Source organism: Micromonospora sp. NPDC005197, assembly GCF_040608295.1.
In the GTDB taxonomy this organism is placed as follows: domain Bacteria; phylum Actinomycetota; class Actinomycetes; order Mycobacteriales; family Micromonosporaceae; genus Micromonospora.
This window is the reverse complement of sequence record NZ_JBEXHY010000059.1, coordinates 19686-33037: the sequence shown is the minus strand read 5'-3', so window position 1 is coordinate 33037 and position 13352 is coordinate 19686. Positions and strand designations below refer to the sequence as shown.

11 protein-coding genes and 1 pseudogene are annotated in these 13352 nt (G+C 72.4%); 2 read left to right on the top strand and 10 right to left on the bottom strand.

What is annotated here, in order from left to right; genetic code table 11:
- Window positions 1-152: 152 nt before the first annotated feature.
- A complete protein-coding gene (locus ABZU46_RS19575) occupies window positions 153-632 on the bottom strand; it encodes a hypothetical protein (protein WP_354859712.1) in 480 nt (159 codons plus the stop codon).
- Window positions 633-827: 195 nt separating this feature from the next.
- On the opposite strand from ABZU46_RS19575, the gene ABZU46_RS19570 reads away from it, so the two are divergent.
- Window positions 828-1856, top strand: a complete 1029-nt coding sequence (locus ABZU46_RS19570) for a hypothetical protein (RefSeq protein ID WP_354859710.1) — start codon at window positions 828-830, stop codon at window positions 1854-1856.
- Between the two features lie 114 nt (window positions 1857-1970).
- On the opposite strand, the gene ABZU46_RS19565 is transcribed toward ABZU46_RS19570, so the two are convergent.
- From ABZU46_RS19565 to ABZU46_RS19555, 3 genes are all read right to left on the bottom strand, one after another.
- Complete coding sequence (locus ABZU46_RS19565) at window positions 1971-2432, bottom strand: hypothetical protein (protein WP_354859708.1); 462 nt, start codon at window positions 2430-2432, stop codon at window positions 1971-1973.
- Window positions 2407-3072, bottom strand: a complete 666-nt coding sequence (locus ABZU46_RS19560) for a sigma-70 family RNA polymerase sigma factor (protein ID WP_354859705.1) — start codon at window positions 3070-3072, stop codon at window positions 2407-2409. The genes ABZU46_RS19565 and ABZU46_RS19560 overlap by 26 nt, the downstream gene beginning before the upstream one ends.
- 103 nt (window positions 3073-3175) lie before the next feature.
- The gene (locus tag ABZU46_RS19555; RefSeq protein WP_354859703.1) at window positions 3176-4486 is read right to left on the bottom strand and encodes a S8/S53 family peptidase; all 1311 of its coding nucleotides are present in this window, start codon (window positions 4484-4486) and stop codon (window positions 3176-3178) included.
- Window positions 4487-4665: 179 nt separating this feature from the next.
- Between ABZU46_RS19555 and ABZU46_RS19550 the strand changes: the two genes are divergently transcribed.
- Window positions 4666-7281: a CHAT domain-containing protein gene (locus ABZU46_RS19550; protein ID WP_354859700.1), complete on the top strand. Its 2616-nt coding sequence runs from the start codon at window positions 4666-4668 to the stop codon at window positions 7279-7281.
- A 695-nt stretch (window positions 7282-7976) separates the two neighbouring features.
- Here ABZU46_RS19550 and ABZU46_RS19545 read toward each other — a convergent pair.
- The 6 genes and pseudogenes from ABZU46_RS19545 to ABZU46_RS19520 all read right to left on the bottom strand — a co-directional run bounded on the left by ABZU46_RS19545 (window position 7977) and on the right by ABZU46_RS19520 (window position 13310).
- On the bottom strand, window positions 7977-9134 hold the full coding sequence (locus ABZU46_RS19545; protein WP_354859698.1) for a glucose-6-phosphate dehydrogenase: 1158 nt from the start codon (window positions 9132-9134) through the stop codon (window positions 7977-7979).
- A gap of 4 nt (window positions 9135-9138) precedes the next feature.
- Window positions 9139-9243: pseudogene (locus ABZU46_RS19540) on the bottom strand (DNA-binding protein); the annotation flags it as partial.
- 82 nt (window positions 9244-9325) lie between these two features.
- Window positions 9326-9886 (bottom strand): transposase family protein, encoded by a 561-nt coding sequence (locus ABZU46_RS19535; RefSeq protein ID WP_354859717.1) that lies wholly within the window; start codon window positions 9884-9886, stop codon window positions 9326-9328.
- Window positions 9849-10259 (bottom strand): transposase family protein, encoded by a 411-nt coding sequence (locus ABZU46_RS19530; RefSeq protein ID WP_354859696.1) that lies wholly within the window; start codon window positions 10257-10259, stop codon window positions 9849-9851. Before ABZU46_RS19530 ends, ABZU46_RS19535 begins: the two co-directional genes overlap by 38 nt.
- Window positions 10260-10355: 96 nt before the next feature.
- A complete protein-coding gene (locus ABZU46_RS19525; protein ID WP_354859693.1) occupies window positions 10356-12833 on the bottom strand; it encodes a tetratricopeptide repeat protein in 2478 nt (825 codons plus the stop codon).
- Window positions 12834-12929: 96 nt separating this feature from the next.
- Window positions 12930-13310 (bottom strand): hypothetical protein, encoded by a 381-nt coding sequence (locus ABZU46_RS19520; protein WP_354859691.1) that lies wholly within the window; start codon window positions 13308-13310, stop codon window positions 12930-12932.
- Window positions 13311-13352: the final 42 nt, after the last annotated feature.

Below are 13352 nucleotides of genomic sequence, written 5' to 3'. Positions count from 1 at the left end.
GGTTTTTTAAACCTTTTTGGGGGGCCGGGGTGGGCGGGCCGGCGGGGGGGCCGCCCCCGGGGGGGGCGGCCCGCCGCCGGCCCGCCCGCCCGCCCGGGCGGCGCGCCCCTCGGCCGGGTGCCCGGGGGAGTTGACGGCCAGCGGGATGCTGGTCAGGTGATGGCGAAGATGATGGCCCGGCCCTCCCGGGCCGCGGCGGCGAAGAAGTCGTCGATGCCGCCGTCGCCCTCGGCGTCGGGCCCGTCGTGCTCGGGGTCGGCGTGCCCGGCGTCGTCGGTCTGGCCGGCGGCGAGCCGGGCGACCTCCGCCGGGTCGAGGACGAACGCCGGACCGTACCCGAGTTCGACGTCGAGGGTGTCGTCGGTGCCGTGGACCGCGTAGGACAACCAGGACCGCTCCTCGGCGAACGGTGGGTGCTCCGCCTGGATGGCCTCGGCGATCGCGGACAGGATCCGGTAGTCGCTGCCGAAGGCGTCGCGGTCCGGGTCGAACCCGGTGAGCGGGGCGGCGTCGTCGGGCCCGTCGAACAGCCTCTCGGTGAGTGCGGGGCGGGCCCGGAGGATGGCCAGCAGGTCTGGGCTGATCTTGGCCATCGTCATCCACATCGACGTGCCGGCGGAGCATACTGCCACCCTGCGACAGCGTCGGGCGGGCCGGCGAGAGTATTGACATTCGTCTAACTAGTCGTTCCTCGCTCCATCTGACGGTGACGGGTCCCGCCGGACGTATCAACCGCGCCGCGCCGCGCTCCTGAACAACGTCATCGCGTCGGCCCGGTAGGCGACAACGCCGGGTCGGCGGTCCCTCGACGATGGGAGAAGCCTGTCATGGGCAACGTAGGAAGACGTGTCCGCCGCTCGGCGCTGGCCGTGCTCACTGGCACGGCGCTGGCCGCCCTGCTGGCGGTCACCACGGCCGCCGCCGCGCCGGTCGAGGCGCGGCAGGACAAGGCCGCAGCGGCCCGCACCGACGTCTACATCCGGGACGTCGCCGCCGATGTCGGCGTCCAGCCCCACTCGTTCAACCCGCTGTGGGCCAGCCCCGACATCAAGGTCTGCCCGACCGCCGTCGAGTGTGCCGTCAGCCAGAACCCGATCGTCGGCGTCACCAACTACATCTTCGTTAAGCTGCGTAACCCCGGCCCGTACGGTTCCGGCACCGGCAGCGGCGTGCTGCGGGTTTACCGGACAACGCCGGGTGGCGGTGCCGTCTGGCCGACGCACTGGACCCAGATCGGCGCGATGAACGTGACCGTCTTCGCCGGCACCACGACCGTGACGATCCCGTGGACCGGTGTGCCCGGGCCGGGCCACTTCTGCCTCCTGGCCAGGTGGGTGTCGGCCACGGATCCGATGACCTTCGAGGGTCCGGACATCAGCACCAACACCCGCAACAACAACAACATCGCCTGGCGCAACGTCGACTCGGTGCGGCTCGTCGCGGGCGGGACGCCGGTCGTGCGGCCGTTCGCCATCGGCAACTCGCTCAAGGTGGCGACCAAGAACGACCTGGTCTTCACGCAGCCGGGGGAGCCGATCCAGGGCGTGGGCGGGCGGGTCGTCGTCGACCTCGGGCCGACCCTGTTCGAGCGGTGGCAGGCCGGCGGCAAGGTCGGCACCGGCGTACGCGAGGTCGGCAAGAACCAGTTGGAGGTCGTCGAACCGGCGAAGGCCAGCCTCGGCAACCTGCTGCTGGAACCGGGTGAGCGGGTCGAGTTCTCCCTCACCTTCGCGGCCGAGGTCGCCTCGGACAAGGAGTTCGCGCTCGACGTGACCCAGTTCGGCCCGGACACGAGCGGGGCGGAGCGGACCGACCTCGGTGGTGTGGAGTACCTGATCAGCGTCGGGCGGCAGTAGCCCCGGCCACCAGCGGGGGTCGTGGGCCTGGGCAGCCCGCGACCCCCGTCGCCGCGCGCTCGCCGGGACGGTCCGGGCGTCCCGGGTGCGCCGCCGTCCCGGGTGGACGGTGGGTCAGCGCAGCGAGACCCAGGTGGTGGCCACCGCGTAGCCGTCGGTGTGGGCGCGCAGCCGGACCGGGCCGGGCGGGGGAGCGCCCAGCGAGAAGAAGCCCACCGCGTCGACCGGCGCCTCCGCGTACGTGCCTGAGGCGGTCTGCGCGGACACCCGCCCACCCCGGGGCGGGGAGAGTTGACCGACGATGCCGGCGTCGGTCACCTCGATCTCCAGCGCCACCCCGGCACTGCGGAACGACAGCGTCCGCGTCGACCCGGCCGACCGGGTCAGCGCCGGCGCCGCGTCGCACGCCGAGTCGAACGTCAGCTCGGCGAGCGCCACCTCCGCGTCGACGTTTCGCCAGGCGAACGCCGCCCGCGCGGCGGTCAGGAACTCCTCCGGGACCGACCCGACCTCCCGCAGCGCCGCACCCAGCTCGGCGGTCAGGGCCGCGTCATCGGCCGGCGGCAACGGCTCCATCGCGTTCACCTCCGTTCGTCCGGGTCGCGGCCGTTCCGAGGAACGGGGCGAGCGCCGGGCAGTCCCGTAGCCGGCGCAGGCATCTGGCCTGGGTCGGCCCGATGCTGCCGACCGGCACGCTCAGCCGTTCGGCGATCTCCCGGTAGCTGGCCGGCGGGTCGGCGGTCAACAGGGCCAGCAGCTTCTGGCAGCGCGGCGGCAGCTGCGCGAAGCCCTCCCGCAGTGCCTGCCGCCGCTCCGCGCGCAGCAGTTCCTCGTCGGGGGCCGCCACGTCCGCCGTGCGGGAGAAGCCATGGTACGCGTCCAGCGCGTCGTCGTACGGGTCGAAGGGCTGGGTGCGGCGGCCGAGGCGGGACAGCCGGTAGCACTCGCGCCGGGCCGTGGTCGCCAGCCAGGAGGCGAGGGCCTGCGGGTCGCGTACCCGGCTCAGCTGCTCGACGAGACGCAGCCAGACGGTCTGGTTGACGTCGGCGGCGTCGGCGCGGCTCAGGTCGTACGACCGGATCACCGAGTAGACGAGCGGGGTGTACCGGTGGACCAGCTCCACCCACGCCGACTCGTCCCCGCCCGCCGCGGCGGTCACCAGGTCGGTCGCGCTCGGGTCGGTCACGGCGACGCCGTCCGCCGGCTGGTGCGGCACTGCTCCGTCGCTCGCGGCCGCTCGTTCCCGCCGCCGCAACGCTGCGCCCGGCGCCGGCCGGGACCACCGCACGGTGCTGCTGATTCGCTCGCGGCCCGCTCGCTCATCCGACGAGCACGCCGTAGTCGGGGTGCCAGCGCGGCGCCGCGAGCAGCGCCAGCCGGGCCGCGTCGGCGCTCAGGCCGCCGGCGGTCATCAGGGCGGCGAGCCGACCGGAGACGTGCGCCGTGGCGAACGAGGTACCGGCCCAGGCGGCGAAGCCGTAGAACACCCGGGTCGGCAGGCCCGGCAGCGGCAACTGCCCCTCGACGTACGTGCTGTGGCGCTCGCCGACCGCACAGACGTCGATCCATGGCCCGTACCCGCTGTAGGTGGCTGGCACCACGCCACCGGAGCCCTGGCTGACCGCCGCCACCGCGACGACCTGGCCCAGCGCGGCGGGCCAGATCGGCCGGCTGGTGCCGGCGTTGCCCGCCGCCGCGACCACGGCGCTCGTCGCGGGTAGCGCGGCCACGGCGTTGGCCAGGGGCAGCGACGGCTTGTCGTCCTGGGTGAACCCGCCCAGGGACAGGTTGACCACGGATACCGCCGGCGCGAGTCGGGCCGTCGCGGCCACCACCGACGCCTCGTCGCCGAGGCCGGTGGCGGTCAGCGCCTGCTCCGGGTCGACCCGGACCCCCGGCGCGGCCTGCCGCACCACCCCGGCGACGAAGGTGCCGTGCCCGCCCTGCGGGGCGAGCACGTCGGTGTACAGGTAGAGCGGGTCCTCGTCGTCGACCTCCGGCAGGTACGCCCCGCCGAGCCACTGCGGGTGGTAGCCGCCGGCCTGCCGCCACATGCCGGTGTCGCAGATCCCGACGGTCACCCCGGCGCCCTCACCCAGCCGGGCCGGGTCCGGCGGAGGCAGCGCGGCGACCGTCGTGGGCGGGCTGCCCGGGTTGCCCATGATGTTGCCGAGGCCCAGCAGCACGTGGTGCGGCTGCACCTTCGGCACCGGCTGCCCCGGCCACTGCTGGTGGTCGCGCAGCTTGGTCACGAGCGCGGGAACGTCGGTCTCCCGGTCGAAGAGCAGCCGGGTGACCCCGGCGAAGCCGTCGCCCGCGGCCACCACGTGGCCGCGGGCACGCAGCCAGGCGGTGACCCGCTGGGCGTCGGCGTCGGCGGCGAGCAGCTGCCGTGGCCGGTAGAGGAACTCCCGGCCCGGTGTGGTGTGCCGGCGGACGTTTTTGTCGGCAGCCAGCGCCTCGTCGAAGGCGCGCTGGTAGGCGGCGTCGTCCGCGCCGTCGGCGCGGGCCGGGGCCGCACGGGACCCGGCGGCGAACGACGCTACGGCGGCCAGCGCGGACGCGGCCAGCAGTCGCCGTCGGGACAGTTGGCCGGCCGGGCGCGGCGCGGCGGAATGGTCAGGCGACACGGGTCCTCCATGCGGTCGGCAGAAGCGCCCGCCACTGGCCGGCGTGGCCACGTTTCCCGGGTGTCGTCGATTCTTCCAAAGCATAGTCGCATGTCAATGGCTTTAATGGTTGGCGCAGATTCCCGACAAGCTCGCACAGACATTGACGGCTGGGCATCAGTTCGGGGACTCTGTGGGGCATGCCCGACAGCACCGGTTCCGGTGCCGGCACGGCCCAGGCGGCGCTTGACGCCGTCCAGCGCTACCCGCGCGAGGCGATCGCGATCGCCCAGCGGGTGCTGGCCGCCGGGCCCGCGGCCGGGGCCGACGAGCGCTCCACCGCCGAGCGGGCCGTCGGTCTGGCCCTGCGGGAGCTCAACGACCTGCCCGGCGCGCTGCGCCACCTGCGCCGCGCGGTCCGGGCCGCCGGCACGCCCCGGACCCGAGCGTTGGCCCGGATGAGCCTGGGCTACGTGTTGGCCAACGCCGGCCACACCGCTGCGGCGCTGCGCGCGGTGACCGCCGCGCTGCCGCAGCTCGTCGGCGCCGACGCGGGGCGGGCCCGGATGCAGCGGGGCGTGGTGCTGCACTACCGAGGTCGCTACGACGAGGCGGTACGCGACTACGGCTTGGCCGTCGACATCGCCCTGCGCGAGGGTGATCTGTTGCTGGAGGCGCGGGCGCGCAACAACCGGGGGCTGCTCAACGCCCACCGGGGCGCCGCCGGCGGCACCGACGACGACCTTTCCCGCGCGGCAGCCGCCTTCCAACGGCTGGGCCTGGACCTCGCGGCGGCCGACGCTCGGTGGAACTGCGGCATCGCGGCCGGCCAGCGCGGCGACATCGCCGGCGCGCTGCGCTGCTTCGCCACCGTCGACGAGGAGTACCGGCGGCTCGCCGTACCCCGGCCGGCGCTGCTGCTGGACCGCGTCGAGCTGCTGCTGTCGGTGCCGCTGGTCGACGAGGCGGTGGCGGTCGCGACGGCGGCCGTCCGGGAACTGCGGCGCCGGGGCATGGCCTCCGACCTCGCCGAGGCGCTGCTGGCCCGGGCCCGCGCGGCGCTGCTCGCCGCAGACCTGGACACCGCGACCGAGGCCGCCGCCGCGGCCCGGGCCCGGTTCCGTCGCCAGGGCCGGCGCACCTGGGCTGTCTTCGCCCGGCACGTCGAGCTGCGCGCCGAGTACCGCCGGGGCACCCGCTCGGCACCCCTGTTCACCGCCATGGCGCGTACCGCCGACCAGCTCGACGCCACCGGGTGGCCGGGTCCGGCGCTGACCACCCGGATCGAGGCCGGTCTGGTGGCCGCCGTGCTGGGGCGGCCAGGCCGGGCCCGGAATCTGCTGGCGGTAGCCGCCCGGGCCCGCCGTCGCGGCACCGCCGACCGGCGAGCACAGGGCTGGTACGCCCTGGCCCTGTCGCGCCGGCTCGGCGGGGATGAACCCGGGGCCGCCCGGGCGCTACGCCGCGGGCTGGCCGTGCTCGACCGGCACCGCATGTCGCTCGGCGCCACGGAGCTGCGTGCCCACAGCGGAGCGTACGGTCAGGAACTGGCGGCCGAGGGCCTCGACATCGCGGTCCGGGCGGGCGCGCCGGCGCGGGTCCTGGCGTGGGCGGAGCGGTGGCGGGCCAATGCGCTGCGGGCCCGGCCGGCCCGGCCCCCGGCCGACCCCGAGCTGGTGGCGGCGCTCGCTGAGCTCCGACTGGTCAGCGGCCTGCTCGAAGACGAGGTGCTGGCCGGCCGCCCGGCAACCGCCCTGCGCGGCCGGCAGGCCCGGCTGGAGCAGCGCATCCGGGACCTGGCCCGGCGGGTGCCCGGTGGGGGCGCCGTGCTGGCCCCGCCCGGGGTGGGCGCGCTGGCCGCGCGGCTCGGCTCCCGGGTGCTGGTCGAGCTGGTGGCCCACGGCGACCGGATCCGGGCGGTGCTGGTCCGCGACGGTCGGGCCAGCCTGCACGACCTGGGTCCGCTCGCCGCCGCGGCGGACCTGGCCCGCCGGCACCGGTTCGCCCTGCGCCGGCTGGTCACCACCGGCGACGCGGCCGCCGCGCGGGCGGGGGCCGTTCACGCCGCGGACGCCCTGGACCGGCTGCTGTTCGCCTCGCTGCGGCGGCGGCTGGCCGACCGGGCCCTGGTGATCGTCCCGGTCGGGGCGCTGCACGCGGTGCCCTGGTCGGCGCTGCCCACCTGCGCGGGGCGTCCGGTGACCGTCGCCCCCTCGGCCACCGCCTGGCTCGGGGCGGACCGGCGGGAGCTGCCAGCCGGGCCGCCGGTCCTGGCCGCCGGCCCGCGCCTGCCGGCCGGGCACACCGAGGTATGCCGGCTCGCTCAGGTCCTGCCCGGGGCGCGGCGGCTCACCGGGCCCGACGCCACCGCCGCGGCGTTGACCGCCGCGCTGGACGGGGCGGGGCTGGTGCACATCGCCGCCCACGGCACGTTCCGCGCGGACAACCCGCAGTTCTCCACCCTGGAACTGGCCGACGGGCCGCTGTTCGCCCACGAGTGGGAGGCGGTCGCCCGACCGCCCGGCTGCATGGTGCTCTCCGCCTGTGACTCCGGCCTGACCGGGCTACGCCCCGGCGACGAGGTCATGGGCTTCACCGCGGTGCTCCTGGCGCTCGGCACCCGGTGCCTGATCGCGACCGTGTTGCCCGTGCCGGCCGAGCCCACCACGGCACTGATGCTGGACCTGCACGCGCGGATGCGGGCGGGTGCCGGCCCGGCGCGAGCCCTCGCCGACGCGCAGCGGGCGTTCGGTGCGGCGGGCGACGGTCCCGCCCGGGCCACCGCGGCGGCGTTCGTCTGCTTCGGGGCTGGCTGACCGGAGCGGGAGCGGTCGCCTCAGCCGGCCATGGTCAGCCGCAGCGCGGTGGGCGCGGCGGTGCGCGGTGCGGGCAGGCGCAACGGGCCGGCGCCGGGCACGATGGCGCCGAGCACCCGGGCCCCGACCTGTACCGTGCCAGAACTCGTTCAACGCAACACTCAGCGGCAGACCGCCCGAGCCGTCCTACGGCCTCACCCGCGAATGCATCACCGGCAAGATCCGCGACCAAAGCGCCCCCCGGAGCACGTCAACTGAGAAAACCAGCCCAGAACGTCAGCACCGAGCAGGTTAACTGAGAAAACCAGACCTTCCACTTTCTCACTCGAAGTGATCCGCCCACCTCAGCGCAGTCCGACCGGGTCAGGTGCACTGAGAACGGACAGTTGGACGCAATTCGCAGCCGTTCACGGCCCCTCGTCCGCTGCCGACCTGCTTTCCGACCGCGCCGCGGGGCTGCCGGCTGCGGCCATGCGTGGTCTGCCGGCTCAGCGACTTGGCGGCCCCCGCGCTGACCTCGCCGCAGAGCGCACAGAGGTCGACAGGTGACCGGCTCGGGCTCCAGAGTCACTGCCCCGCCCAGGACGGCCGGCCATCGATTTCGATGACCGGCTCACTGAGAGGACCGCGCTGCGCGTCGATGGTGAGACCAAGCGATCGGGCTCAGCTGCGCGGTCACACTCGTTTTGACAGGGTCACGCGGAGTTGCGCCACTTGCGGCCGTGCCGGCCGATGAGCCGGTCGGCGTCGGTCGGGCCCCAGGAGGCGGCCTCGTAGGTGGGGATCGGCGAGTGGTCCTTCTCCCAGTTGTCGATGATCGGGTCGACGATCCGCCAGCACTGCTGGACCTCGTCGCTGCGGATGAACAGCGACGCGTCACCGATCAGCGCGTCCAGGAGCAGACGTTCGTATGCCTCCGGGGACTCCTCGGCGAACGTCTGGTCGTAGGAGAACTCCATCGTGGCGGTGCGGACCCGGAAGGAGTGGCCCGGCACTTTGGCACCGAAGCGCAGCGAAATGCCCTCGTTCGGCTGGATCCGCAGGATCAGCGCGTCAGCATCGAGTCCGGCGAGCTGGTTGGTCGGGATCGGCAGGTGCGGCGGCCGCTGGAACTGCAGTGCCACCTCGGTGAGCCGGGCCGGCAGGCGCTTGCCGGTGCGTACGTAGAACGGCACCCCGGCCCAGCGCCAGTTGTCCACGTTGAGCCGCATCGCGGTGTAGGTCTCGGTCCGCGACAGGGGGTCGACGCCGGCCTCCTCGCGGTAGCCGGCCATCAGCTCCTCGCGGGTGCCGCCCCGGGTGTATTGTCCCCGGACCGCGGCCTCGGCGATGTCCCGGTCGGTGGGGAGCCGGATCGCCTGCAGCAGCTTCACCTTCTCGTTGCGCAGGCCCTCAGCCTCGAATGAGGCCGGTGGCTCCATCAGTGCCAGCGCGAGAACCTGAAGCACGTGATTCTGCACGATGTCCCGCATCGCGCCGGCGTCCTCGTAGAAGCCGCCGCGGCCGCCGACGCCGAGGGTCTCGGCGACGGTGATCTGCACGTGGTCGACCCAGGAGCGATCCCAGATGGGCTGGAAGATCGGTTCCTCGGTGGTGATCTCTTCGATCCACAGGTCGGCGAGTGTGCTGACGCGGGTCTCCCGGGTGATCTCGTCGTCGTTGGAGGTGGTGCGGTCGCGTAGCTTGACCTTCAGTGCCCGTTCGGCGGCCGGGCCGGTGGTGTCGGTGGTCTCGATGTCGCGGGTCTTGCCGTCGTAGTCGCGGAACCGGGCTCGTGCGCGGAATCGGTTGGGTCCCAGCTTTTGGGTGCGGATCTTGCCCCAGGTGCCGATGGGTAGTTCAGGTCGGGCCATGGGGTCAGCGCTCCGTGTCGGTGTGTTCGTCGAGCCAGCGTTCGACTTCGCTGCGCCGGTATCGCACGGTGTTGCCGACGCGGATGGCGCGGGGTCCCTTGCCTCGGCTGGAAGGCGAGGGTGCGGATTGGGTGACGCTCATCGGACCTTGCTTACGACCTCGTGCACGGTTGTCGGGAGGGCCGGTCACCTCATCGGCGGTGAGGTGCGGCTGGTAGCGCCTTGAGTGGCTTGGTGGCGTTCTCGGTCCGGTCGGTGTGTTGGTGGTCCGACAGCAGGCCGGCGATCGCGCGGATGGTGGCGTCGAAGTGTTCGCGTCGGCCGTGGTAGCGGGCCAGGATCCGCCAGTTCTTTAGGTGTCCAATGACATGCTCGACGCGGATTCGCTGCGACGAGTGCCGTTTGCGGGCCGCGTCGTGCGCGGCGATGACGCTTGGCGGCAGTGACTTCTGGTGTTTGCGCGGCTTGGGCTTCGGTGTGATCACCACGTCGGCGGTGTCGGCGCCCAAGCCCTGGTAGCCGGCGTCGGCGAGGACCTGAACCCCGAGCGGCGCGTGGAGCAGGAGGTCGACAAGGCCGGCGGTCCGCGCTTGGGTGAGGTCGTGCATCGAGCCTGGCCGAGTCTCGCCGCAGAACAGCAGCCGACCAGCCGGATCGCAGATCACCAGGGCCTTCATCGTGTTCAGCCGCGCTTTGCCGGATACGAAGCGGTCCCTACCCGCCCGGCCCTCGACCGGTCGGCGGACCCGCACCTCGGTGGCGTCCAATCAACGCTTGCGGGTGCTGACCCAGATACCCGACCACATCGGCGAGTGTGCGCAGCCGGACTCCGTCGTGCACCCGGCAACCCCGCTCGGCCAGCAGCGGCCGCACCTCGGCCACGCTGCGGGTGACCGTCGAGCGGTGCACCCCAAACCAGGCGGCTACCACGTCATGGGTCAACCCGTGCCGCAGGTGCACCAGCGTGGCCAGCAACCGGTCGGCGAACCCGAACCGATGCTTCGCACCCGCGCCAACACGGCGACGACGCGTTCGCGTCGCCAGCCGATCACGGTGGCGGGCCTGCCACCGCGGTCCCAACTCCGCGACCAGGCCCGCTATCACCTGCCGGGACAGACCTGTCATCCGAGGATTCATCATGATCGCAGCACCAACCATGATGCCAACAACGATCATCGATGCTCAAGGACTCGCAACCGTGCACGAGGTCGTTAGGCGTCCTCATCTCGACCGTCTCACCAGTTCAGACTGGTTCAGGAGGTTCCGCGTCCTGCTGAGCGTGGCCTTGGCCGTGGCCAGCCAGTAGGGCGAATGAACCTCGGTCCAGATGGCCACCGCCACCTCGGCACGGCGTTGGGCGAGGTCCGGTCTTCCGGCCGACAACTGAGCTTCGGCCAGGCAGTGCAACGCGGCCGCCTCCCCCCAGCGGTTCGCCGCGGCACGGTAGACCCAGAGGCATTCGGCCAGCACGCGCCGGCCCTCGACCTCCTTGCCTTGTCTGACGAGGACGTCACCGAGCCAGCACCTGGCGTGCGTCGCGCTCAACTGGTCGCCCAGCGACAGGCTGATCCGCTCGGCGGTGCGGTAGTGCCGTTCGGCGGCGGTGTAGTCGCCGCGCAGCCGGCTGACCTGCCCGAGGCAGCGCCACGCCTGCGCCTGCCCCGGCAGGTAGCCGATGGCCTCGCTGCGCCGCAGGCTCTCGTCGAACACCGCCACCGCTTCGTCGCGGCGTCCCTGCTCCATCAGCGTGACACCAAGGCCGGTCGTCGCGTAGATCAGGCAGTTGTCATTGCCGGCGGCTTCCGCGAGGTGGATGGCCCTGACGAAATGTTCCTTCGCTTCGGCATACCTGCTCTGCAAACGGTAGAGGTAGGCCAGCCCAGCCGAGGTGCTGGCGATGCGCGCCTTGTCGGAGGGATCAAGCATCCCGATCGCCGCGCGGTAGTGGCGTTCCGCTGCCGGGTAGTCGTCCACGATCGTCGACAGTTCACCCAGGTTGCGCCGCAGGCTGGCCCCGACCGGGCCACCAGCCACCGACCCCATCGCGCGGCTGTGCAGGTGCAGCCAGTCGTCGAAGTAGCCCGACAGCTGCATGAATGGCGCAAGGGCCACGATCAGGCCAGCTGCAGGAAGCGGCACGGACGGAAGCATGTCTTCGGCGAGCGTCTTGAGGAAACCGTACTCGTCCCGGAACCAGGCAAGCGGGTCGTCCAGCACCGCGTCACGTGTCTGGACGCTGAACGACCAGGGCGGGGCAGCGAACGGCACCTCGTCGAAGTCCGTGTTGATCCGGATGCCGGCGGCGCACGCCAGGCCCAACGCCCCGCCGAGCATCCGCAGCCTCGCCCGCTCCGTCTGGACCGGCGTGAGGATCTGCGCCGCCTTGTCCCGTGCGAACGTGGCGACCAGGTCGTGCATCCGGTAGCGCGGTGCCGCGTTGCCGGTGTAGCGCACGAACAGCAGATGCAACTCCGCCAGGTCGTCGAGGAGCTTCGTCGCGTCGGCCGGCGAGATGTCCATCAGGGCCGCGAGTGCCCACGGGGCGACGTCGACTGTGTTGATCTGTGCCAGATAGGACAGCGTCTCCTGCTGGTTTTTGGACAGCGCCGCATACGTCAGCTCGATGCTGGCACGTACCGCCACATCGCCCACCGTCAGCTCATCAAGCTTTCGATGCTCGTCGGCGAGGGCTCTGGCCAGAGCGCCCAGAGGCATGTCCGGGCGAGCGGCCAGGCGGGCCCCGGCGATCCACACGGCCAGCGGAAGCCGGTCGCAGCGGTTGACGATCTGGAACGCGGAGGATTGTTCCCGGGCGACCCGCTCCTCACCGATCATGCGTTTGACCATCTCCAACGCTTCCGGCTCGCTGAGCAGCCTCAGCGGCACCCGAGAGCCGTCCAGCCCGGGTAGGACGCTCCGGCTGGTGACGATGGTGGCGGTCTTCGGCCCCGAGGCGATCAGAGCCTGGACATCCCGGCCCGCGGCGGCGTTGTCGAGAACGATGAGCACGCTTCGCTGGGCGAGCAGGCTGCGGTAGAGGTTGATGCGCTCCTCGAGCGCGGCGGGCACGGAGTGGCTGCTGACGCCGAGGGTGCGGAGGAAGACACCGAGAACGTGCCAGGAGACGCCCGACTGGGGGTGCGGGCCACGCAGATCGGCGAACAGTTGTCCGTCCGGAAAATGCTCGACGGCCAGTTGCGCCAGCCGGACCGCGAGGGTCGTCTTTCCCACCCCGGCCGGGCCGGTGATCACTACCGTACGCGCGCTCTGCCCGTCGGCGCGCAGGATGTGCCCAGCTCGGGTTAGTTCCGCCTTCCGCCCCACAAACGACGTCGGCCCACTCGGCAGCAGATACGGTGTGACCAGGTCCGCCCTGGTGGTGGCGGCACCGGCAGCGGCGGCGGTCTCCCCCGCGACCTCCAACTGAGCCAGCTGACGACGCAGGCGTACCCATTCAACCACCTCGTTCGGCGGCAGTTCACACGCCTCCGCGATGGCGATCACGATGTCCAGGGACGGCAGTGTCGGTCGAGCGAGCGCCGAAGCCAGGGTGCTCGCGGGCAGGACTCGCCCTCTCTCCCGGGCCAGACGGGTCAGATCCCGGAAGGAGCGCCCCGACCAGGCTTTCAGCTGGCGGAGCGCTGCCACATATTCCTCTGCGGTGGTCGCGGTGCTGGGTACCGGTGCTCGATCTGGCACGGTGGGGAGTGTAACTGGCTCGATTTACCTTGCGATCGTGTTGAGCTCGTTGGTCGGGTGACCCAGGAAGCCCTCGGGCGCGTGTCGTCGCCGGGATCAGACGCCGCAGGCCAACGTGGTCGTCGATGTCTTGGACGCTCCGGTGGCGGCGTTGTAGATCGCACCCTTGAACGTGTGGCTGGCCGTACCCGAGCACGTGTGACTTGTAGAGCGGCTCCTGTTGCCACTGAAGCTGGAGTAGTTCAGCAACTGCCAGCTCGCGCCGTTCCAGACGTAGAGCTGCGTCTCCCAGCTGGAGGAGCTGCCGCAACCCGACGTGGTACCCGTGGTGACAGCACTTCCGGAGCTATTGACCGGCGTCGAGATGGTCCAACTGCAGGCCGCCTGGGCGGGCAGGACGGCGGCCAGCGACGCCCCGACCCCCAGCACGGACGCCCCCGCCACCACGACCCCCCGTTGCCACAAAGTGCGCGTCATGGTCGATCCCTTTCAGATAGCTGCTCGGTATTCACGGTCGGA